The organism is Rhodococcus sp. P3_B8 (assembly GCF_056402775.1).
The window spans coordinates 1-21,692 of sequence record NZ_JBFUGT010000014.1 but is presented as its reverse complement, the minus strand read 5'-3'; the positions used below and the strand labels follow the sequence as shown (position 1 = coordinate 21,692).

Sequence of the window (21,692 nt, the reverse complement as noted above, 5' to 3'; positions counted from 1 at the left end):
CGTCAGTCGACGAAGATCGACGGTTGGCGATCCTTCCACGGCGCAGCCTGCTCCAACTGCGCGGCCACCTGCAGCAGCAGATCTTCTCTGCCGGTGGCCGCGACGAGCTGGACGCCGATGGGGAGGCCCTCCCTGCTCAGCGCGAGCGGCAGGCTGATCGCGGGATTCCCGGACACGTTGAACGGTGCCGTGAACGGTCCGAACTCGAAGATGCGGCGTAGCCACGAGCGCACACTGTGCCGGGAGTCGTCGTAGTCGAGGGTGCCGTGCGGCACCGGCAGCCAGGCGACGGTCGGGGTCACCAGCAGATCGAATCGGGTGAAGAACAGCCCGATCGACCGGGTGACCCGGTGTTGCGCGTCGAGTGCTGCCGCGACGTCGAGCGCGGTGAACGCCTGGGTCTCCTGCAGCACTGTCCGCGAGACCGCTTCGAGCAGAGCGGGATCGGGCCTGCGTGGAGCGCGCAGGATCGCCGCGCCCGTGGCGATCGCAGTGAGTGTCGACGCCTCGACGACGTCCTCCGCGTCGAAGTGCGGGCGCGTCTCGGTCACGGTGTGGCCGATCCATTCGAGGATCGTGCCGGCGGCGACCGTGGCCTCCGCTACCTGCACGTCGACGGAACTGACGCCCCACGGCTCGGTCGTGAGGGCCACCCGCAGACGGCCGGGATCGGCGCGCATCGTGTCGGCGTAGCGACCGGACTGCGCCGGGGCGGTGTACTTTTCACCGACCGGCGGGGCGGCGACGGCGTCCAGCAGATGGGCCGTGTCGCGGATGGTTCGGGTGAGGGCGAACTCGTAGATGTGCCCGAACCCGGCCTCGCCGACCAGTGGGCCGCAGGGGATTCGGCCGCGGCTCGGTTTCAGGCCGACGAGCCCGCAGCACGAGGCCGGCACGCGTAGCGAACCGGCGCCGTCGTTGCCGTGTGCCAGCGGAACCGCCCCGGCGGCGACGAGCGCGGCGGATCCGCCACTCGACCCGCCGGTGCCGCGATCGAGCGCCCACGGATTGCACGTCGGTCCGTACCGCACCGGTTCCGTCGCGAAGTTCAACCCGAACTCCGGCGCTGTGGTCTGCCCCATGGCCACCAATCCGGCCGACCGGAACCGGGACATCAGTTCGTGATCCACACCGGCGACGGCGCCGCGGATGCTGCGGCTACCGAGTGTGAACGGCACCCCCTTCGCGAACGGGCCGCTGTCCTTGATGACGAACGGCACCCCCGCCAGGGGCCCGTCGGAGCGGTGGTCGAGGGCCGGATCGAACATCGGCAGGGTCAGTGCGCCGAGGTCCGCATCGGCCTGCGTGATCGCCTCGCGCGCAACGGCTTCGACCTCCGTCGCCGTCACCTCACCGGCCTGGATCAGCTCGCTCAGACCGACGGCGTCGAGCCTTGTGTACTCGTGCAGTTCCAGCGGTCCCACTCCTCAGGTCGCGACGACCGATTCAGTGTGACCCGGAGGGCCGTGCGGCGCGAGCGAATTTCTGCCGCCGTCACGCGGTGGTCGACAGCAGTTCCTGTTCGCGGAAGGCGCGCGGCGAGACCCCGTACGTCTCCTTGAACAGCCGCGAGAAGTGCGACGAGTTGACGAGACCGTATCGGGCACAGATGGTTCCGATGCTGTCGCCGCGGAATCGGACGTCCTTGAGGTCGCGGCGGCACTTCTCGAGCCTGCGGTGGCGGATCCACCCGGCCACCGTGTGTCCGTCCGCCTCGAACATCTTCTGCAGGTGCCGGGTCGATACGTGGTGGTGGGACGCCACCGTGGCGGTGTCGAGTGTGGGGTCGTGCAGGTGCGCGTCGATGAATGACCTCACCCGTAGTAGCAACGACGCGCCGGGAGCGGTGGCGTCGGCGGGCGCCTCCGATTGCACCGCGGCACCGAGCAGGTCGAGCACCGCGTCCTCCACGAGGGGCGTCGTCGGCATGGTGCCGGTGACGACGGAGTGGTGGAGGTTCGTCAGGAACGGAGAGACGAGCGCGCCCATGCCGGTGCTGCCCTGGATGCGGCGCGCCGACACGGTGCCCAGTTCCCGCGAGGCGATGCGCAGTAGTTCGCGGGGAAACATCAGCACGAACATGCTGAAGTCGCCCGCGAAGTGCAGGTCGTACGGCTTGCTGGTGTCGTAGACGGCGAAGTCGCCGGGCCTGAGCACGGCCTCGCGGTCGTCCTGGACGATGACGCCGCTGCCCGACAGTTGCAGGCCCACCTTCACCAGGCCGGGGTCGGACCGCTTGATCGACGTGCGGGTCCGGCGGACGTCGACCGCGTGTCCCCCGACCTCGCTGAGCTGCAACCCGCCGAGCGCGGTGGTGCGCAGGGTCCCGGTGAAGCGCCCCGGTCCGTCCTCCGCCGTGGACACCACGGCGAGCGGGACGAATGCCGTGGAGACGGCCTGACGCCAGTGCTCGAACTGCCCGTCGTCACGCGCGGGCCCACCACCGAGACGCACCTTCGATCACCTCACTGAGCGGAGCGGTTGTCGATCAGTCGACGTGCCTTACCGAGTGAGCGTTCGAGGTCGCCGGGAGCGACGACGTCGACCTTCACGCTCACGCCGATCCTATTCTTCACCAGCTTCTGCAGTTCACCCGCGGCCCACGCGTGGTCGTCGGTCACGGCGTCCGGACGCGATTCCACCCGCACGGTCAGCTCGTCCATGCGGCCCGGGCGGTCCAGGATGCACTGGAACTGGGGTGCCAGCGCCGGCACGGCGAGGATCAGTTCCTCGATCTGGGTGGGGAAGAGGTTCACCCCGCGAAGGATGATCATGTCGTCGGTGCGCCCGGTGACCTTCTGCATCCGCCGCACCGACCGCGCCGTCCCCGGCAGCAGCCGGGTGAGGTCGCGGGTGCGGTACCGGATGATCGGCATCGCCTCCTTGGTCAGCGACGTGAAGACGAGTTCGCCCTCCTCACCGTCGGGCAGCACCTCCCCGGTGACCGGGTCGATGATCTCCGGGTAGAAGTGGTCTTCCCAGATGTGCAGGCCGTCCTTGGTGTCGACGCATTCCATCGCGACACCCGGGCCCATCACCTCGGACAGTCCGTAGATGTCGACGGCGTCCATGTTCAGTTGCTTCTCGAGTTCGGTGCGCATCTCCTCGGTCCACGGCTCCGCCCCGAACACACCGGTCCGCAGCGACGTCTTCGCCGGATCGATGCCCTTCTTGATCATCGCGTCGACGATCGTGAGCATGTACGACGGGGTCACCATGATCGCGTCGGGTTCGAAGTCCTCGATCAGCTGAATCTGTCGGTCCGTCATGCCACCGGACATYGGGATCACCGTGCAGCCCAGCCGCTCGGCACCGTAGTGCGCGCCGAGGCCACCGGTGAACAGGCCGTACCCGTACGCGACGTGCACCTTGTCCGACGGCTTCACCCCACCCGCCCGCAGGCTCCGCGCGACCAGATCGGCCCAGTTGTTCAGGTCGCCCGTGGTGTACCCGACGACCGTCGGGCGCCCGGTGGTCCCGGACGACGCGTGGATGCGCGAGACCTTCTCCTGCGGCACCGCGAACATCCCGAACGGATAGTTCGCCCGCAGGTCCGCCTTCGCCGTGAACGGGAACTTCGCCAGATCGGACAGGTCCTTCAGGTCACTCGGGTGCACACCGGCGTCGTCGAACGCCTTCCGGTAATGCGGAACGTTGCTGTACGCGTGGAGAAGTGACCACTGCAGGCGTTCGAGTTGCAGCGATGAGATCCGGTCGCGCGTGGCGAACTCGATGTCCTGCGAGGGGGTGGCGATACTGGTCATTCTAGTCTCCGGGGTGTGCGGGCTGGGTATGGTCAGGCGTCGAAATCGACGGTCACGTTGTCGCTGACCGGGAAGGTCTGGCACGTCAGCACGAAGCCGGAGTCGACCTCGTAGTCCTCGAGCGCGTAGTTGCGGCGCATGTCCACGTCACCGCACGTGATCTTGGCGCGGCACGTCCCGCAGACGCCGCCCTTGCAGGCGAACGGAAGGTCCGAGCGGTACTTCTCGGCGGCATCGAGGATCGACTCGTCCCGCGGCAACGCCGCGGTGGTCGAGCGGCCGTCCAGAACGAGGGTCACCTCACTGCTCGGTCCGGTGACGCCGGGCTCGCGGTGGGTTTCCATCGGCGGGGGCACGTCGTCGACGAAGAACAGCTCGTGATGCACGCGGCTCTTGTCGATCTGCAAGTCGCCGAGAACCGTCTCGGCGTCGGTGACCATGCCGTACGGGCCGCACAGCCAGAAGTGATCGATATCGGCCACCGGGACCACGGCGTCGAAGATGGCCCGGAGCCGGTCGGCGTCGAGACGGCCGGTGAACAGTTCGACCTCGCGGGGCTCGCGGGACAGAACATGGATGATGTCGAAGCGCGACCCGTACGTGTCCTTGAGGTCGGCGATCTCCTCGGCGAACATCACCGAGCGGGTGCGCCGGTTGCCGTACAGGAGAACGACTTCGGCCTCGGGGTTCGCCAGCATCGATGCGGCGATCGACAGCATCGGCGTGATGCCCGATCCGGCGGCGATCAGCACGTGGCGACCGCCGGCCGCGGGGTCGGCGACGAACGTTCCGCTCGGGCCCTGCACCTCGATCCGGTCGCCGGGGCGGACGTCGTGCACGAGCCACGTCGAGAACAGACCGTCGGACACCTCGCGCACACCGACCCGCGGCGCGGAACCGGAAGGCGCGCAGATGGAGTACGAGCGGCGGTGTTCGACGCCGTCGATCGTCCGCCGCAGCGTGAGCGACTGTCCGGGACCGAACACGAACTCGTCGGCGAGCTCGGCCGGCACGTCGAACGTGACCGCGACCGCGTCGTCGCACAGGGATTCGACGTCGGCGACGGTGAGGGTGTGAAACGCCCTGTTGCGCAACGCCGCGCCGGGTGTCGGGGAGACCGCTGTGGTCATGGTCAGATTTCCTTCACGTGATCGAAGGGCTCGAGGCAGTCCAGGCACCGGTAGAGCGCCTTGCACAGCGTCGCCCCGAATTCCGAGTCGAGCCGGGTGTTCGCCGAGTGGCACTTGGGGCATGCCACGGGTCGCGGCTTGACGGTGAGCGTCAACGGCACCGGACCCGAAGTGCGCCGCGGCGCGGGACCGGGTGTCGAGTAGCCGTTCTCGCGGAGCGTGCGCAGCCCGTTCTCGCTGATCCAGTCCGTGCTCCACGGCGGCGACAGGACGGTCCTGACCTCGACGCTGCCGAACCCGGCGTCCTGCAGGATGTGCTCGATGTCGTCCCGCATGGTGGCCATGGCGGGGCAACCGGAATAGGTGGGGGTGATGGTCACGACCACCGACCCGTCGGCGTATTCCTCGACGTCGCGCAGCACACCGAGATCGGCGAGCGTGAGCATCGGCATCTCGGGGTCGAGCACGGATTCGGCGAGGCGACGGGCGTCGCTGCGCACGGCGGTGGTCATGTCACCACACTCCTTCGGGGTGCGCCCGGGCCACGCTCTGCATCTCGGCGAGCAGCAGTCCGAGCGACTCGGTGTGCAATCCCTGCCGGCCTGCCCGGCCGCCGACGGTGCCGACGGTCCGGCCGGTCGGTGCGGTGAGCTCGGCGGCATGCAGCACCTGCTCGAGGACGGAATCGAATTCCTCACGCACGTCCCGCGGGTCGACGCCCACCCCCACCGCCGCGAGCGCGAGCTCCTCGGTGGTCGGGACGAACAGTTCCTCGACATACGGCCACACGTGGGTTAGCGCCGCTTCCATCCTGGACTTCGACTCCTCCGTGCCGCAGCCGAGCGTCACAACCCAGCGGGCCGCGTAGTCGCGGTGGTAGGTGAGTTCCTTGACGCCCTTCACCGCGACCGCCGCGAGGACCGGGTCCCGGGACGTGCGGAGACGATCGAACAGCGCGAGACGCCACGTCGAGAACACCAGCAGTCGCGTGATCGACTGAGCGAAGTCGCCGTTGTCGAGTTCGGCCAGCCGGGTGTTGCGGAACCGATTCTCGTCCCGGAAGAACGCGAGCGCGTCCTCCGCGGGAACCGGGCTCGTCTCCGAGATGTACGGCACCACCGACGCGTCCGCCGCGGCCGCCCGGGCGAGCAGCAGTCGCGCCTGACCGAGCAGGTCGAGTCCGACATTCGCGAGCGCGACCTCCTCCTCGAGTTCCGGTGCGCGCGTGCTCCACTCGGCGAGACGCTGTGAGCTGATCAGCGCATCGTCACCGAGCATCAGGCAGTAGCCGGCCAGCGCGGAGAGGTCGACGTCCTCCGGAACCGTGGTGTCGACACCCGCGAGGGGGTCGTCGAAGCTGGTGCCGAACGCCCACTGGCCGTGGCTGTCTTCGTCGACGAGGCCTTCGTAAGCATTGTCGTGGTCGGTCATCGTCAGCCTCACATGTGGGGAACGTTGTCGGGGATCTCGTAGAACGTGGGGTGCCGGTACACCTTGTCGCCGCTGGGCGCGAAGTAGGGATCCTTCTCCGACGGGCTGGACGCCACGATCGAACTGGACCGCACCACCCAGATGCTCACGCCCTCGTTGCGGCGGGTGTAGACGTCCCGGGCGTGCCGGACGGCCATCTCGTCGTCGGCGGCGTGCAGGGATCCGACGTGAACGTGGTTGAGTCCGCGCTTGCCGCGCAGGAACACCTCGTACAGGGGCCAGTCCGCGCGCACTGCGTTGTCGTCCGTGCTCATCGTGCGTTCTCCTTGCTGCTCTCGCGGCGGGCGAAGGCCGTCGCGGCCTCCCGCACCCACGCCCCGTTCTCGTGTGCTGCCCGCCGGTTGGCGACGCGCTCGACGCTCGATGCGCCGTTGCCCTTGATCACCTGCATGAACTCGCTCCAGTCGGGCTCACCGAAGTCGTGAGCGCCGCGCTCGGCGTTCCACTTCAGGTCCGGATCCGGGAACGTCACGCCGAGCACCTCGGCCTGCGGGATGGACATGTCGACGAACCGTTGACGGAGTTCGTCGTTGGTGTGCCGCTTGATGCGCCACTTCATGGACTGCTCGGAGTTGGGCGACTGATCGTCCGGCGGTCCGAACATCATCAGCGCCGGCCACCACCAGCGGTTCACCGACTCCTGCACCATCTCGCGCTGGGCGTCGGTGCCGCGCATCATCGTCATCAGCAGTTCGAAACCCTGACGCTGGTGGAAGGACTCCTCCTTGCACACCCGGATCATCGCCCGCGCGTACGGCCCGAAGGAGCTGCGGCACAACGGAACCTGGTTGCAGATCGCGGCGCCGTCGACGAGCCAGCCGATGACGCCGACGTCGGCGTAGGTCAGCGTCGGGTAGTTGAAGATCGAGGAGTACTTCTGCTTGCCTTCGATCAGCTTCTCGGTGAGGTCGGCGCGATCGGCTCCGAGCGTCTCGGCGGCCGAATACAGGTACAGGCCGTGTCCGGCCTCGTCCTGAACCTTCGCCATGAGGATTGCCTTGCGACGCAGCGACGGCGCGCGGGTGAGCCAGTTGCCCTCCGGCTGCATGCCGATGATCTCCGAATGCGCGTGCTGCGCGATCTGCCGGATCAGCGTCTTGCGGTAGCCGTCGGGCATCCAGTCCCGCGGCTCGACCCTCTGGTCGGCTGCGATGGTGTCATCGAAGAGCTCTTGCAGCTCATCGGAAGCGTGTGACGTGGTCATATGTCCTACCTCTATTACCGAATGATCGGTTGGTATCAAGTATGCATGTCAGCCCCCGCCCACACAAGGGCGGGAGCCGAATTACGTCAGTGGCCTTCGAAGGCGGGCGTACGCTTCGCGAGGAACGCGTCGACCGCGCTGCGGTGATCCTTCGACCGGCCGAGCTGCTCGGCGGCCTCGCGCTCCCGCTCGAGCGCCTCCGACAGCCCGCTCGACGCTGCCGAGACCAGCGACTTGACCTGCGCGTACGCGGCCGTGGGACCGTCAGCCAGCTTCCGCGCCAGCGCAGTGGCCGCGTCCCCGAGTTCGACGTCGGGAACCACCCGGTGCACCAGCCCCCAGTCCAGCGCCTGCGCCGCTGTGAACCGGTCGCCGAGCATCATCAGCCCGGTCGCCCGGCTCGCTCCCAGCGCCTGCACCAGGGTGTGACTCAGCCCGSAGTCGCCGGCCAGCGCGATCCCCGTGAAGGCCGTGGCGAACTTCGCGCCCTCCCCCGCGATCCGGATGTCGGCGGCCAGGGCGATGCCCAGCCCCGCCCCCACGCAGGCCCCACCGACCGCGACGACGACCGGGACACGGACCGCGGCCAGCGCCCGGAGCAGCGGGTTGTAGTGCTCGGCGACGGTGTCCATCGCGTGCGCGGCGTCCGCCTCGAGCCCGGCGACGTGCTCGGCCAGGTCCTGGCCGACGCAGAAGTTCTTGCCCTCCGCCTGCAGCAGTAGGGCACGCACGCCGTCGTCGGCGGCGACCTTCTCCACCGCCGCCAGCAACTGTTCCTTCACCGCGCGGTCCAGGGCGTTGGACGCGCCCGCACGGCGCAGGGTGATGGTGGCCAGTCCCGCGTCCACGGAAAGTCCGACCACGTCGTCAGTGCTCATGAGAATGTGCCTCCTGCTGATTGTGGTGTGGGTGGCCCGTCAGGACCAGGTGAAGAACCCCTGGCCCGTCTTGCGGCCGAGTTCGCCGTTGGCGACCTTCTCGCGCAGCAGCGCGGGCGGCGCGAACCGGTCGCCGAGCGTCTTCGCGAGGTGCTCGGCGATCGCGAGCCGGACGTCCAGTCCGACCAGATCGGTGGACCGCAGCGGTCCCATCGGGTGGCGATAGCCCAGTTCCATGGCCCGGTCGATGGACTCGGCGTCGGCGACGCCTTCCTCGAGCATCCGGATCGCCTCGAGCCCGAGGCACACGCCGAGACGGCTGGTCGCGAAGCCCGGGGAATCGTTCACCAGCACCTCGGTCTTGCCGAGCTGGGCCACCCACTCCCGGACCTTCTCGACGACACCGGAGTCGGTGGCGGGGGCGCGGACGATCTCGACGAGCGTCGACGCCGGAACCGGATTGAAGAAATGCATGCCGATCAGCCGGGCCGGGTCGCTGAGGGCACTGCCGAGTTCGGCGATGGAGATCGAACTGGTGTTGCTGGCGATCACCGTCGACGGGTCGACCGTCTTCTCGACGAGCGAGAGCACGGACAGCTTGAGGTCGACCAGTTCGGGCACCGCCTCGACCACCAGATCCAGGGCCGGCGGAAGCGCATCGGGGGCGGCCACCGTGGACACCCGTCCGAGGATCGTCGCGGGATCGACGTCGCCGAGCTTGCCGCGTTCGTGTGCGCGGTCCAGTCCGTCGGACACCCGCTTCAGCGCCGCCTGCCGGTCGCCGCTCTCGGCGATGGTGACGGTGGAGCCGAGGGTCGCGAAGACCTGCGCGATACCCGCGCCCATCCGGCCGCCGCCGACCACTCCGACGTTCTTCGGTGCCGTGCTCGTCATTTTCTCTTCTCCAGAAACGCAGTCATGCGGTCGTGTTTGTCGCGGCTCTCGAACAGCACCGCCTGCGCGATGTCGTCGGCGAACGGGTGCGAGCCCGGTGCGTCGACGATCAACTTCGTGAGCTTGAGCGCCAGCGGCGCCGACCGGGTGATGCGGTCGATGATCTTGTGCGCTGCATCGATGTGCTCGCCGGGTGCGACGACACTCATCACGAGTCCGCTGCGCAGCGCGTCCTGCGCGTCGAGGTTCCGGCCGCCGAGCAGGACCTGCTTGGCGACAGATGTGCCGACCAACTCGGGCAGCCGGTAACTGGCCCCGGCCGCGGCCATGATCCCCAGCCCCGGCTCCGGGTTCCCGAAGACCGCGGTCTCGGTGGCGATGCGGATGTCACACGCGTAGGACAGTTCGGCGCCGCCGCCGAGCGCGTACCCGCTCACCGCCGCGACGGTGGGCAGCGGCAGCTTCGCGATGCGGTCGAACAAGTTGCGGTTGATGCCGGCGAACGCCTCGTCGCGGCCGCGTTCACGCAGTTCGGCGATGTCGGCGCCGCCGGCGAAGTGATCGCCCTCGCCGGTCAGCAACATCGGCTTCGGCGTCGCTTCCAGCGCGGCGCACACCTGGTGCAGTTCGCCGATCATCTCCGCGTTGATCGCGTTGCGCTGCGCGGGACGGTGCAGCGTGACCACCATGCGGTCGTCGCGGTCCTCGATCTTCAGTGTGTTCACGGCGCCTCGATCAGCATCGCGACGCCCTGGCCGACGCCCACGCACAGCGTGGCCAGCCCGCGGCGGGCGCCTTCGCGTTCCATCCGGCCGAGCAGCGTCAACAGGATCCGCGCACCCGAGCAACCCAGCGGGTGGCCGAGTGCGATGGCGCCGCCGTCCGCGTTGACGATCGACTCGTCCAGCTTCAGCTGCCGGATCACTCCGAGCGACTGCGCCGCGAAGGCCTCGTTGAGTTCGGCGGCGCCGAGGTCGGAGATCGACCAGTTGGCGCGGGCGAGGGCCTTGCGGGTGGCCGGGACCGGGCCCAGACCCATGACGTTGGGGGCGATGCCCGCGCTGGCGCTGGTGACGATGCGGCCGCGGACGGTCAGGCCGTACTTCTCCACCGCAGCCTTGCTCGCGACGACCAGGGCCGCGGCGCCGTCCGAGAGGGACGACGACGAGCCGGCGGTCACGATGCCGCCGGTGCGGAACACCGGTTTCAGCGAACCCAGCTTCTCCAGCGTGGTTCCCCGCCTGGGGGTTTCGTCGGCGGTCAGTTCACCATCGCGCACCGGCACGGGCACGGGCACGATCTCACGGGCGAACCGGCCGGCGTCGACCGCCGCGATCGCCCGCTCCTGGCTGCGCAGCGCGAAGGCGTCGCTCTCGGCGCGGGTGATGCCCTCAAGCGCGGCGACCTCCTCGGCCGTCTCGCCCATCGACAACGTCACCTTGCGGACGTCCGGTCCGGCCCCGGCCGGAACGTCACGATCTGCCGCGGTGAACCGCGGGTTCGTGAAGCGCCAGCCGAGCGAGGTGTCGGCCACCTCCCCCGGACGCGCCCACGGGGTGCCGGGCTTGGCCATCACCCAGGGTGCGCGGGTCATCGATTCGACGCCGCCGGCGATCACGATGTCGGCCTCGCCGCTGCGGATGGTGTGCGCGGCGGACGCGACGGCGGTCAGACCGCTCGCGCACAGGCGGTTCACCGTGTAGCCGGGAACGCTGTCGGGCAGGCCCGCGAGCAGCACGGCCATGCGGGCGACGTCCCGGTTGTCCYCACCGGCCTGGTTGGCGGCACCGAGGATCACCTCGTCGACGGCGTCGCCCGGGATTCCGGCCCGGCGGGCGGCCTCTGCCACGACGAGACCGGCAAGGTCGTCGGGGCGCACTCCTGCGAGCGCTCCGCCGTATCGACCCTGCGGGGTACGGGCTCCGTCCACCAGAAACACTTCGGCCACAGTCTTCTCCTTCACGGGGGTGCCGTCTATTAATAACCGAATCTTCGGTCGGTACGCAAGGGGAGGTAGCGCACAAAAAGTTGCGATGCTCCCTTGACAACCAGCGGCGGAAGCGACGATTCTGTTAACCGACCGAACGTACGGTGAAATGGAGTTGTCGTGAGCAAGTTACTGGAAAGCTACGCCGCCGGACGCTGGTACACCGCGCCGGACGAGGGAACCCCGCTGCTGAGCGCGGTCGACGGCTCCGAGGTGGCGCGCATCTCCGCGACCGGACTCGACCTCGGCGAGATGGTGGCCTACGCCCGCGAGGTGGGCGGACCGGCGCTCGCGAAACTGACCTTCCACGAGCGCGCCGCCGCCCTCAAGGCGCTCGCCCTCACCCTCATGGCGGGCAAGGACGAGTTCTACGCCCTCTCCACCTCGACCGGCGCCACCAAGCGCGACTCCGGCGTCGACATCGACGGCGGCTTCGGCACCCTCCTCAGCTACGCCAGCAAGGCCAGGCGGGAACTGCCCAACGACACCGTCTACCTCGACGGCGCGTTCGAGCAGCTGGGCAAGAAGGGCACGTTCCTCGGCCAGCACGTCTACACCTCGCGCCGCGGCGTGGCCGTCCAGATCAACGCGTTCAACTTCCCGGTGTGGGGCTTCCTCGAGAAGCTCGCCCCCGCGTTCATCGCCGGCGTCCCGTCCATCGTCAAGCCCGCGAGCCAGTCGGCCTATCTCACCGAGCTCGTGTTCCGTCGCATCATCGAGTCCGGGCTGCTGCCCGAGGGTTCGGTCCAGCTGCTGTCGGGGAGCGCCCGCGGGCTGCTCGACCACCTCGGCGGGCAGGACTCCGTGGCGTTCACCGGATCCGCCGACACCGCGGCCATCCTGCGGGCGCACCCGAACGTCGTCGGCGAGGGCGTCCACTTCAACGCCGAGGCCGATTCGCTCAACGCGTCGATCCTCGGCTCCGACGTCGAACCGGGCAGCGAGGAATTCGACCTCTACGTCAAGCAACTCGTCACCGAGATGACAGTGAAGGCCGGCCAGAAGTGCACCGCCATCCGGCGCGCCTTCGTGCCGTCCACACTGATGGACGACGTCATCGCCGCGGCCGAGGCCCGGCTGTCGCGCGTCGTGGTCGGCGCCCCCGACGCCGAAGGCGTCACGATGGGTGCGCTCGCCAGCCTCGAACAGCGCGACGAGGTCCTGAAATCGCTCCGCGGACTGACCAAGTCGGCGCAGATCGTGGTCGGCGACCCGGAGAACTTCGACGTCGTCGGCGCCGACAAGGCGACCGGCGCGTTCCTGCCGCCGATCCTGCTGCGCTCCGACGACAAGGACGCCACCGAACCCCACGACATCGAGGCCTTCGGCCCTGTCAGCACCGTCATCGGATACGACAGCACCGACGAGGTCATCGAACTCGCCGCCCGCGGCAAGGGCAGCCTCGTCGCCTCCCTCGTCACCCGTGATTCCGCACTCGCCCGCGACATCGTGCTGGGCCTCGCCCCGTTCCACGGCCGCGTCCTCGTCCTCAACCGCGACGACGCCAAGGAATCCACCGGCCACGGCTCACCCCTGCCCGTCCTCGTGCACGGCGGCCCCGGACGCGCAGGCGGCGGTGAGGAACTCGGCGGCATCCGCGGCATCCTGCACCACATGCAGCGCACCGCGGTCCAGGCCACCCCCGACATCCTGACCGCGGTCGGAAACAAGTGGGTCACCGGTTCGCAGCGCAACGACGACGGCATCCACCCGTTCCGGAAGAACCTCGCGCAGTTGCGGATCGGCGACACCATCGTCGGCGGCCCCCGCCAGGTCACCCTCGCCGACATCGACCACTTCGCCGAGTTCACCGGCGACACCTTCTACGCCCACACCGACCCCGAGGCCGCGGCCGCGAACCCGCTGTTCGGCGGCATCGTCGCCCACGGATACCTCGTCGTCTCCCTCGCCGCCGGCCTGTTCGTCGAACCGAATCCCGGTCCCGTTCTCGCCAACTTCGGCGTCGACAACCTCCGGTTCCTCACCCCCGTCAAGGCCGACGACAGCCTCACCGTCACGCTCACCGCGAAGCTCATCACCCCGCGCAGCAGCGCCGACTACGGTGAAGTCCGCTGGGATGCAGTCGTCGTCAACCAGGACGGCGATCCCGTCGCAACGTACGACGTACTCACCCTCGTCGCCAAAGGAGAAAACGCATGAGCTTCAAGGTCGCCGTCTGTTACGGCCACCCCGATGATCCCGAGGCGTTCGACGCCTACTACCGCGACACCCACATGCCGCTGGCCCGCAAGATTCCCGGCCTGACCGACTTCACGTGGGGCAAGTGCAGCGCCCTCGACGGCGGGAAGCCGCCGTACTATGCGGTCGCAAGCCTCGTCTTCCCCGACGCCGACACCATGAAGTCCGGATTGCAGTCCGAGGAGATGAAGCAGGCGGGCAAGGACGTCCGCAACTTCGCCACCGGCGGCGTCACCATGTACGTCCAAGAAGAAGAATCCGTCTACAACCAGTAGGAGAACCATGACTGTCGACGCATCCACGGAATGCCGCATCGCGCGGAAGATGTTCGAGGCCGACAACGCGTCCCAGGCGCTCGGCATCGAGATCCTCGAGCTCAGCCCCGGTCACGCGGTCGCGTCGATGGTCGTGGGTGAGACCATGGTCAACGGCCACGGCATCACCCACGGCGGGTTCGTGTTCACCCTCGCCGACACCGCATTCGCGATGGCGTGCAACGGATACGACACGCCCGCCGTCGCCGCTCGCGCCGACATCCGGTTCCTGACCGCCACCCGCCTCGGCGACACCCTCGTCGCCGAGGCCGTGGAGCGGGCCCGATTCGGGCGCAACGGCATCTACGACGTCACCGTCCGGCGCGGCGACGACGTCATCGCCGAGTTCCGCGGCGACAGTCGTGCGCAGCCGCGCCCGTGAGCATGTGCGCTCCGCACCTGTGAGTACTTGTTAACCACGGGACGTTAATAAGTACTCACGGGCCGCAGGCACGCGACAAGTCCGATCTCCAGCGCGACCCAGACTGCACCGTCCGGTCYCACGGCGATCCCGTGCGGCTCCGAAGACGGTGTCGGCAGGTCGTATTCGGTGATGTCGCCGTCCGGCCCGATGTGTCCGATGCGGTTTGCGCCCCATTCGGTGAACCAGCAACCGCCGTCGGGGTCGGCGACGACGGCGTGAGGTCGGGCCGAGCGGTCCAGGAGTGCGAACTCGTCGATCCGGCCGTGGACGGAGATCCGGCCGATCTGCCCGGCGCCGATCTCGACGAACCACAGCGCGTCGTCGGTCCCGCGGGTGATCCCCACCGGCCCGGCGGCGGGCGTGGGCAGAGAATGCACCGCGACGTTGCCGTCGAGATCGATACGGCCGATCGCGTTCGCCTGGTTGAGGGTGAACCACAGTGCGTCGTCCGGACCCAGCGTGATCGCCGAAGGGAACCCGCCGTCCGTGGGCAGAGGAAACTCGGTGATCTGCCCGTCAGTGGTGATCCGCCCGATCCGGTCGGCATTCGTCTCGGTGAACCACAGGGCACCGTCCGGGCCGGCGACGATCCCGAACGGACCGCTGTCCGGGGTCGGGATCGGGAAGGAATCGATCGCTCCGTTCGACGTCATCCGCCCGATCCGGTGGTCGCGGAATCGTGTGAACCACAAGGCGCCGTCCGGGCCCGGCGTGATGATGGTGGGCCCGCACTCCGCGGTGTCGAGCGGAAACGTCGCGACTTCGCCGTCGACGGTGAGGCGCGCGATTCGACCGGCGTGGACGAGCGTCACCCACAAGGCCTGGTCGGGCCCGGCCGTGATCGCGTACGGCCCCGACTTCTCGTCGGAGACGGCGAACTCCTGGATTCTCATGCGCTCCGCACCCGTGAGTACTTGTTAACCGCGGGACGTTAATAAGTACTCACGGGCGCGAAGCGCCTATGGGGGCCGCATGCTTTCCGCGCTCGGACGCGGCGGCGTCGCGCGCTGCCCGCTCGGCGGCGGCCGCCTCGATGGCGATCGCGTGATCCACCGCGTGCGGCGCGATGCCCAGGTTGTCCAGAGTCTCCCACAGACTCGACAGGGCAGCCTTCGGGTCGAGGTAGTACTCCGACTCGCGGACGCGCCAGAACGTCCAGCCGCACCGTTTGAGTTCCTGCTCGCGTTCGAGGTCCGCGATCCGCTGTTCCGGGGTGGTCGAGAACGCGTCGCCGTCGCATTCGACGGCGAGTCTCATGGTGCCGCCGGTGACGACGAGGTCGATGCGCCGATTGTTCACCTCGACTTGCGAATTGACGTGGTAGCCGCGTTCGGCGATGTCGTTGAACACCCGCTGCTCGAGCAGATTGTCGAACGGCGGGATCCGGGTGTCGCGGTCGACGTCCTGCGGCATGGGGTCGGCCGGTGCCGGCGACGTCGACATCATGTAGCTGAGCAGGGAGTTGCGCAGGTCGGCCCGCTTCAGTTCGTCGACGGTCACGGAGTGGAACAGCCACAGCTGGTCCTGCGCGCGTGACGCCGCGACGTTGAACCGCCGCTTGTACTGGTTCGCTGTCAGCGGTGCGAAGTTCTGCTCGGGTCCCACGACCATCGACAGGAAGACGACGCTTCGTTCGTCGCCCTGGAAGTCGGGCGGCGTCCCGACCCGCAGGCGCCGCTGCTCCCACTGTTCGATGCCGATGCGTTTGACGAGTTCGGTCCGGATGGCGTCGACCTGGGACTGCCCCTGCAACACGACGATTCCGAACGTCTTGCCGTCGTAGCGAGGGTCGACGAGGCATTCGATGAGCTGGTCGACGAGGGCGGCGGCCTCGACGTGGTTGGTGAGTGTCGCGTCCTTGCCTGACACGGTGGCCTCGGATACGTACGTATGTTTCAGCGGCGGAAGCCGGTCCGCGCCGAACTGCCGCACCGGGACCAGCGGCAGTTCGCCGTAGAATTGGGTGCTCGACCAGTTGATGATCTCGGGCATCGAGCGGAAGTGCTCGCGGAGCCGGACCACCTGACCGAAGCTGGTGCGCAGGATCGAGAACAGGCTCGACCGCGGCGTGAGCGTGGCCTGGACGTACTCCGGAAGGTCCGGCAGGTAGGCGTCGAGCCGCGTGAACACGTCGTCGAGGGTGCCGGTGGTGGGGATGTCGGCGGGTGCGCACTGCTTGTCGTCGCCGACGACGATCACCCGCGGCGCCAGCCACAGCAGGAACAGGTTGGTGATGTCGGCCTGGCTCGCCTCGTCGACGATGACGACGTCGAAGCTGCCCGGCACGGGCGGGATCGACGCGAGCACCTGCTGCAGCGGCATCACCCACGCGGGCACCGCGCCCTGCGCCTCGCCCATCGCGGATCGTGCTGCGCTGCGGTACTTCTCGGCGTACTTCCCGGCGCCGGCACCGATGCTGGAGATGTGCTCGCGGTACGTCTGCAGCGCCCGCACCTGATCTGCCGTCAGGTGTTCGAGGCAGTCGCGCCAGGCGGTGGCCGCCGCGAGCCGCGCCGTCAGGTGCGCGAGATCCGCGTCGACGGCGTTGAGTTCGGCTTCCAGTTCCTGCTCACGACCGGCACGGTGCTGCTCGGTGACCCATTGGCGGGCACGGCGCCACGCCCAGGCCTCCGACATCTGCCAGCTCATCTCGTCCCACTCGGTGAGCGCCGCCGTCCTGCGCACCAGTTCGTACAGCGCCGGGGCGACGGGTGAGAGTTTGTCGGACAGTTCGTCGAACAGCCGCTGATCCTGCTGCTCGACGCGGGCGATCGCGTACCGGGAGAGGGCATCCGACAGGGCCTCGTTGTCGGCCTGATCGAGTGCCGCCACCAGGGCGGTGCCTTCCGGCGACGGTCCCGCGTCGACCTCGGTGGAGACTGCCGAGACGATGGCGTCGAGTTCCGCACGGGCACTGTCCACGTCGGCGCGCGTGGTGATCGCTTCTGCGGCCCCGGCCACCGCGACGGCGTCCGCAAGAGTGCGGATCCGCGGCGCGTTCGGGGACAGCGCGAACAGTTCGCGGGCCAGCGCGTCGCGCGCGACGAGGAGGGCGCGCACCCGGGCCACCCGGCCGACGATCATATTGAGGCTGTCGACCTGGACGGCACGGGAACCGTTCATGTCCACCGGAATCCGAAGGTCCGCCAGCAGGGTGGCGGCGGTCTGCGCGGCGTCGTGGGCGCGCAGGTGCTCGGTCACGAGCCGCACGGTGGCGGCGGTCGTGGCGGGTACACCGTCGACGGTGGCGTCGAGGCCGAGTTCTTCGACGGCCTTCTGCTCGTCGCTGCGACGGAAGCGCGTCTTCCACTCGACGGCGCCGGATTCCATCGCGACGGCGAGCGCACCGACCGCTTGCAGGGCCGGTCGGGTCATGACGGCGCACTGGACGTCGTGCGCACCGATGTAGCGGTCGGCGGCCGCGGCCGCCTCGACGATCGCGGGCAGGGCGTCCAGACGACCCCACAGGTGCGTCGCCCGGCCGGAGAGGACGGTGTCGGCGAGGCCCTGGAACTGGCCGTCGAGGTCGAGGACGTCGTGTGCCCGCGCCTGCAATTCCTTGCAGTGCCGGCGAACCGTGTACGCCGTCTCGGGGTCGACACCCCCGAGGACCTCGAGCAGATGCGCCGACTGCGGGGTGTCGATGGGGACGCTGGTCGAGGCCCGCGAGCAGAGCCGTTCCAGTTCGGCCCGGTTGGGAAGCAGCGAGTCGAGCGCGGGAAGCGTCTGACGGGACCGCTGCGCCCGTTCGGGGGACGCCGTCACCGACAGCCGGCGCAGCGTCTCGACCTCGGTGCCGGTGAGGGGCGGCTGCTCGCTCAGCAGCGGACCGGGAAGCCACTCGAAGGCGTCCTGCAGACCCATGACCTTGCGGACGATGGTGGCGGCGGTGCCCTCGTAGCCGTCCGCGACAGCGTCGTGGAGGTAGGTCTCGGACTCGCGCAGCGCCTTCACCTGCTCGAGTACGACGGCCCGCTTCTGCACGGCCTCGTCCCGCTGGGCGCGGAGATCGGCGATCTTCTGGCCCTCGCTGTGCGGGTTGAACGACGATTTCCGTTCGGCGATCGTCGCGACGCTGCGGGTGAGCTCGTCGGAGCCGCCGCGGGACAGATCGGTGATGGAGACGCACAGTTCCTGCATCTCGGGCGGGAGCTTGTCCCTCAGCACCCGGAGCGCCTGCGCCTTCTCGCTCGTGACGAGCACCCGCTGGCCGCGCGCGAGCAGCGCCGACACCAGGTTGGCGATGGTGTGGGTCTTGCCCGTGCCGGGCGGCCCTTCGACCACCACTCCGCTGTCCCCGCCGAGCCGCTCGATGATCTGCGACTGCTCGGCGTTGGCCGGGAGCGGGAAGAGCGGGTCTTCGGCGAGCGTCGACGAGGTGGCAGCGCCGGTGCGCTCGAGCCACGACAGCCGGTCTGCCGGTTCGATCGCCTCGACCAGCTGCGCGAGCCCGAGCGGAACGGTCGCGCCGTCGCGTTCGAGGTGGGAGATCATCTGCTCGTAGTACTCGACCAGCGCGAAGGCACTGCGCTTGCGCAGGACCAGGGCGGGCGACAGCGTGAGGGTGCCGTCGGCGTCGGCGTCGGCGTCGGGTGGCCGGAGGCCGTCCCGCATCGTGACAGTCGTCATCAGCGACTTCGGCGCCCACTCCGCGAGCAGGGCGCGAACGCCGTCGCTCAGCGGCGACACGGCGGTGTCCTGCAGTTGCTTCTGCAGCGGCATCGCGTGCGCGCTGTCGTAGACGTCGAGTCCGGTGAACAGCTGGGAGTCTTCGAGCCGGGGCTGGGAGCCCGCGATCAGCCGCACCAGCAGGTCGCCGGTCCGGGGATCTCGGTGGATGCTCGCCGACTGGGTGACCAAGTGGGTATGGACGCCGTCCGGGCCTGCGCCCGCCAGGGTCAGCAGACCGGACGCGACGACGAGTTCGATCGACTCGGGTCGGGCGTTCAGCTCCTGCAGCATCCGCTGCAGCGACTGGTACAGATCGGCGTGCGGACGACGCTCACGGTCTGCCTTCGCCCACGCCTGCCAGCGCGGCACGTACGCGTCGAACGCCTGCCGGACGTCGTACGCGCGGCGCACGTCGTATTCCTCGTCGGAGTCCTCGGCGTAGGCGTCGGACGCGTTCAGTTCGAGATCGGAACGCGAGCTGTCGGAGCGGGCCGCAGCGTCCACCCAGCCGGCCAGGACCGTGGGCAGTTCCGGCGGATCCTCGACGCCGATGAGGGGCACGCGCAGGACGATGTCGCCCTGCGCGGCGTCGGAATCGAGTTGGATCATCCGGCCGTCCTGATGCAGCCATTCGACCTGTTCGTGCTGGTCGACGCGGAGAACCGGCTTCGTGCGAGCCCTGACGATCTCGCGCAGGAACTGCAGCAGGCGCTGGACGCGGCCTGCGAGCTCGGCGTCGTTTTCGGGACTCGACAATGTAAACCTCTGCGAATTCTCGGTGATGACGTGCGCTTGCCCCCGCCGTGCACACTATCGGGTCGAGGGGGTGAAGTTCGAGGCGTCATCCCCTGGCAGAGGGACTGGACGGTCGCTCGGGGTGTCGATCGGACCTCGATGCGTACCGGTCGGTCTCTACTGTTCACCCGTGCCGGCGGTGAAGTCCCCGGTCTGCTTGCGCATCGGTTCGTTCGCCTCGAACACATCGCGGAGTTCGGGACGGAACGGCAGCAGTGCCGGGATGTGGGCATGGAAACGTCGGTCGAGCGCGAGGACGGCGGCGGCAGACGCCGATCCCGACGAGGACGCGGACGGTCAGCGTCCGCCGCGTCGCAGGGTCACGCGGTAGGTGTAGTGCTCGGGCAGGAAGTAGCTGACCGCCAACTCGACGGTCCGCCCCTCCGAATCGGAATAGAGCCGGTCCACCCGCAGCATCGAATGGCCCTCGGGGCAGCCGAGTTCGCGGGCCACGTCCGCGGGGGCGGGCGCGACCGTGATCGATTGCGCCGCCTCCACGATGGGGCTGCGCAGGTGCGGCTCCAGCAGACCGATGATCGTGTACGCGCTGACGGCGCCCTCGGACATCTCGGGCGCGTCGACGACGAGCCGGGCGATCTCGTCGGGAAGGTACACGGTGGTCAGCACGAACGGGGTGTCGTCGTGGCGCCGCCGGAACACGACCGTGTGGACGAGGTCCGTGTCGAGGCGGAGCCTGCTCGCGGCCTCGATGTCGACCCGGCGGCGCAGCGGGGAGACCACCTCCATGGTGGTGTCCGTGGACAGATTCATCAGATCCTCGATCGACCCCAGCTGACGCAGGTATCGGCCGTCGGACTCCGCTGCGAACGTCCCGCGTCCCGGGACCCGGTAGACGATGCCCTCGGCTACCAGGTCCTGGAAGGCGCGTCGCACGGTCTGCCGGCTCACGCCGTGCTGTTCCGCGAGCTCGAATTCGGTGGGGAGCTTGAGGCCGCCGCGGTACTTGCCCGCGGCTATGTGCTCACGGAGCTGCTTCGACACCAGCTGGTACGCCGGCTCCGTCTCTCGTTCTCGTTCCCTACCGTTCATCGCGCACCGATCCTACGTGCAGGTTGCCGGACTACAGACCGCCCCGCGACACGAGTTGCGAGACGATGACGTTGCGTTGGATCTCGTTGGTTCCCTCACCGACGATCATCAACGGGGCGTCCCGGAAGTACCGCTCGACGTCGTACTCGGTGGAATAGCCGTAACCGCCGTGGATGCGCACCGCGTTCAGGGCGATGTCCATCGCCACCTCCGACGCGTACAGCTTCGCCATCCCGGCCTCCATGTCGCACCGATCACCGCTGTCGTACTGCTCGGCCGCATGCCAGGTCAGCTGCCGGGCCGCGGTCAGCTTGGTCGCCATGTCGGCGAGGTAGTTGCCGATCGACTGATGCTTCCAGATCGGCTTGCCGAAGCTCTCCCGCTGCTGCGCATACGCCAAAGAATCCTCGAGCGCCGCCGTCGCCACACCCAGGGCCCGGCAGGCCACCTGGATGCGGCCGGTCTCGAGGCCCTTCATCATCTGCGCGAACCCCTTGCCCGGGGTCCCGCCCAGGATCGCGTCCGACGAGATCCGGTAGCCGTCGAACGACAGCTCACAGGTTTCGACGCCCTTGTAGCCGAGCTTGGGCAGATCCCGCGACACCGTCAGACCGGGACCGTGCTCGACCAGGACGATCGAGATGCCCTTGTGCTTGGGGGACGCGGCCGGATCGGTCTTGCACAGCAGCGCGATCAGACCGGACCGGCGGGCGTTGGAGATCCACGTCTTCGACCCGGTGATCACCAGATCGTCGCCGTCGGTCTTGGCGTTGGTGGACATCGCCTGCAGATCCGACCCGCCGCCGGGCTCGGTCAGCGCCATCGTGGCCCGGATCTCACCGGTCGCCATCTTCGGCAGGTACTGCCGCTTCTGCTCCTCGGTGCCGTACA

The 21,692-nt window shown here is 68.8% G+C and carries 19 protein-coding genes; 3 read left to right on the top strand and 16 right to left on the bottom strand.

Annotation, left to right across the window (positions count from 1 at the left end):
- Positions 1–2: 2 nt before the first annotated feature.
- From AC1D1G_RS08460 to AC1D1G_RS08405, 12 genes are all read right to left on the bottom strand, one after another.
- Positions 3–1,424, bottom strand: coding sequence for an amidase (locus tag AC1D1G_RS08460; protein WP_477951714.1), 1,422 nt, complete (start codon positions 1,422–1,424; stop codon positions 3–5).
- 70 nt (positions 1,425–1,494) lie between these two features.
- Positions 1,495–2,454, bottom strand: coding sequence for an AraC-like ligand-binding domain-containing protein (locus AC1D1G_RS08455; RefSeq protein WP_477951713.1), 960 nt, complete (start codon positions 2,452–2,454; stop codon positions 1,495–1,497).
- 11 nt (positions 2,455–2,465) lie between these two features.
- On the bottom strand, positions 2,466–3,764 hold the full coding sequence (gene paaK, locus AC1D1G_RS08450; RefSeq protein ID WP_477951712.1) for a phenylacetate--CoA ligase PaaK: 1,299 nt from the start codon (positions 3,762–3,764) through the stop codon (positions 2,466–2,468).
- Between the two features lie 32 nt (positions 3,765–3,796).
- A complete protein-coding gene (gene paaE, locus AC1D1G_RS08445) occupies positions 3,797–4,894 on the bottom strand; it encodes a 1,2-phenylacetyl-CoA epoxidase subunit PaaE (protein WP_477951711.1) in 1,098 nt (365 codons plus the stop codon).
- Positions 4,895–4,896: 2 nt separating this feature from the next.
- Positions 4,897–5,406: a 1,2-phenylacetyl-CoA epoxidase subunit PaaD gene (gene paaD, locus AC1D1G_RS08440; RefSeq protein WP_164063950.1), complete on the bottom strand. Its 510-nt coding sequence runs from the start codon at positions 5,404–5,406 to the stop codon at positions 4,897–4,899.
- A 1-nt stretch (position 5,407) separates the two neighbouring features.
- A complete protein-coding gene (paaC, locus tag AC1D1G_RS08435) occupies positions 5,408–6,325 on the bottom strand; it encodes a 1,2-phenylacetyl-CoA epoxidase subunit PaaC (RefSeq protein ID WP_317569155.1) in 918 nt (305 codons plus the stop codon).
- An 8-nt stretch (positions 6,326–6,333) separates the two neighbouring features.
- Positions 6,334–6,639 carry a 1,2-phenylacetyl-CoA epoxidase subunit PaaB gene (gene paaB, locus AC1D1G_RS08430; RefSeq protein WP_009475635.1) on the bottom strand — a complete coding sequence of 102 codons (306 nt, stop codon included), beginning with the start codon at positions 6,637–6,639 and terminating at the stop codon, positions 6,334–6,336.
- Positions 6,636–7,589 carry a 1,2-phenylacetyl-CoA epoxidase subunit PaaA gene (paaA, locus tag AC1D1G_RS08425; protein ID WP_005250773.1) on the bottom strand — a complete coding sequence of 318 codons (954 nt, stop codon included), beginning with the start codon at positions 7,587–7,589 and terminating at the stop codon, positions 6,636–6,638. The genes paaB and paaA overlap by 4 nt, the downstream gene beginning before the upstream one ends.
- An 86-nt stretch (positions 7,590–7,675) precedes the next feature.
- A complete protein-coding gene (locus AC1D1G_RS08420; RefSeq protein ID WP_477951710.1) occupies positions 7,676–8,467 on the bottom strand; it encodes an enoyl-CoA hydratase-related protein in 792 nt (263 codons plus the stop codon).
- A gap of 39 nt (positions 8,468–8,506) precedes the next feature.
- Positions 8,507–9,361 carry a 3-hydroxyacyl-CoA dehydrogenase family protein gene (locus AC1D1G_RS08415; protein WP_477951709.1) on the bottom strand — a complete coding sequence of 285 codons (855 nt, stop codon included), beginning with the start codon at positions 9,359–9,361 and terminating at the stop codon, positions 8,507–8,509.
- On the bottom strand, positions 9,358–10,086 hold the full coding sequence (locus AC1D1G_RS08410) for an enoyl-CoA hydratase/isomerase family protein (RefSeq protein WP_477951708.1): 729 nt from the start codon (positions 10,084–10,086) through the stop codon (positions 9,358–9,360). The genes AC1D1G_RS08415 and AC1D1G_RS08410 overlap by 4 nt, the downstream gene beginning before the upstream one ends.
- Positions 10,083–11,309, bottom strand: a complete 1,227-nt coding sequence (locus AC1D1G_RS08405) for a thiolase family protein (RefSeq protein ID WP_477951707.1) — start codon at positions 11,307–11,309, stop codon at positions 10,083–10,085. The genes AC1D1G_RS08410 and AC1D1G_RS08405 overlap by 4 nt, the downstream gene beginning before the upstream one ends.
- A gap of 159 nt (positions 11,310–11,468) precedes the next feature.
- On the opposite strand from AC1D1G_RS08405, the gene paaZ reads away from it, so the two are divergent.
- From paaZ to paaI, 3 genes are read left to right on the top strand one after another with little or no spacing between them, the layout of a single operon-like run.
- Entirely contained in the window at positions 11,469–13,508 is a 2,040-nt protein-coding gene (paaZ, locus tag AC1D1G_RS08400) for a phenylacetic acid degradation bifunctional protein PaaZ (protein WP_477951706.1), read from the top strand.
- Positions 13,505–13,822 (top strand): EthD family reductase, encoded by a 318-nt coding sequence (locus AC1D1G_RS08395; RefSeq protein WP_283332159.1) that lies wholly within the window; start codon positions 13,505–13,507, stop codon positions 13,820–13,822. Before paaZ ends, AC1D1G_RS08395 begins: the two co-directional genes overlap by 4 nt.
- A 7-nt stretch (positions 13,823–13,829) precedes the next feature.
- The gene (paaI, locus tag AC1D1G_RS08390; RefSeq protein WP_061697886.1) at positions 13,830–14,243 is read left to right on the top strand and encodes a hydroxyphenylacetyl-CoA thioesterase PaaI; all 414 of its coding nucleotides are present in this window, start codon (positions 13,830–13,832) and stop codon (positions 14,241–14,243) included.
- 44 nt (positions 14,244–14,287) lie between these two features.
- Here paaI and AC1D1G_RS08385 read toward each other — a convergent pair whose 3' ends face one another.
- From AC1D1G_RS08385 to AC1D1G_RS08370, 4 genes are all read right to left on the bottom strand, one after another.
- A complete protein-coding gene (locus AC1D1G_RS08385; protein WP_477951705.1) occupies positions 14,288–15,178 on the bottom strand; it encodes a Vgb family protein in 891 nt (296 codons plus the stop codon).
- Positions 15,179–15,227: 49 nt separating this feature from the next.
- Positions 15,228–19,712, bottom strand: coding sequence for an AAA domain-containing protein (locus tag AC1D1G_RS08380; protein WP_477951704.1), 4,485 nt, complete (start codon positions 19,710–19,712; stop codon positions 15,228–15,230).
- Between the two features lie 336 nt (positions 19,713–20,048).
- Entirely contained in the window at positions 20,049–20,801 is a 753-nt protein-coding gene (locus AC1D1G_RS08375; protein WP_007301678.1) for a GntR family transcriptional regulator, read from the bottom strand.
- Between the two features lie 31 nt (positions 20,802–20,832).
- Positions 20,833–21,692 (bottom strand): acyl-CoA dehydrogenase family protein (locus AC1D1G_RS08370; RefSeq protein ID WP_477951703.1); only part of this gene is annotated, 860 nt, incomplete at its 5' end.

Bases quoted from the DNA above. Each gene is read 5' to 3' on its own strand.
- AC1D1G_RS08415 (WP_477951709.1), bottom strand. From the start codon at position 9,361: ATGACGAGCACGGCACCGAAGAACGTCGGAGTGGTCGGCGGCGGCCGG.
- AC1D1G_RS08395 (WP_283332159.1), top strand. From the start codon at position 13,505: ATGAGCTTCAAGGTCGCCGTCTGTTACGGCCACCCCGATGATCCCGAG.
- paaI (WP_061697886.1), top strand. From the start codon at position 13,830: ATGACTGTCGACGCATCCACGGAATGCCGCATCGCGCGGAAGATGTTC.
- paaC (WP_317569155.1), bottom strand. From the start codon at position 6,325: ATGACCGACCACGACAATGCTTACGAAGGCCTCGTCGACGAAGACAGC.
- AC1D1G_RS08375 (WP_007301678.1), bottom strand. From the start codon at position 20,801: ATGAACGGTAGGGAACGAGAACGAGAGACGGAGCCGGCGTACCAGCTG.
- paaE (WP_477951711.1), bottom strand. From the start codon at position 4,894: ATGACCACAGCGGTCTCCCCGACACCCGGCGCGGCGTTGCGCAACAGG.
- paaA (WP_005250773.1), bottom strand. From the start codon at position 7,589: ATGACCACGTCACACGCTTCCGATGAGCTGCAAGAGCTCTTCGATGAC.
- paaB (WP_009475635.1), bottom strand. From the start codon at position 6,639: ATGAGCACGGACGACAACGCAGTGCGCGCGGACTGGCCCCTGTACGAG.
- paaD (WP_164063950.1), bottom strand. From the start codon at position 5,406: ATGACCACCGCCGTGCGCAGCGACGCCCGTCGCCTCGCCGAATCCGTG.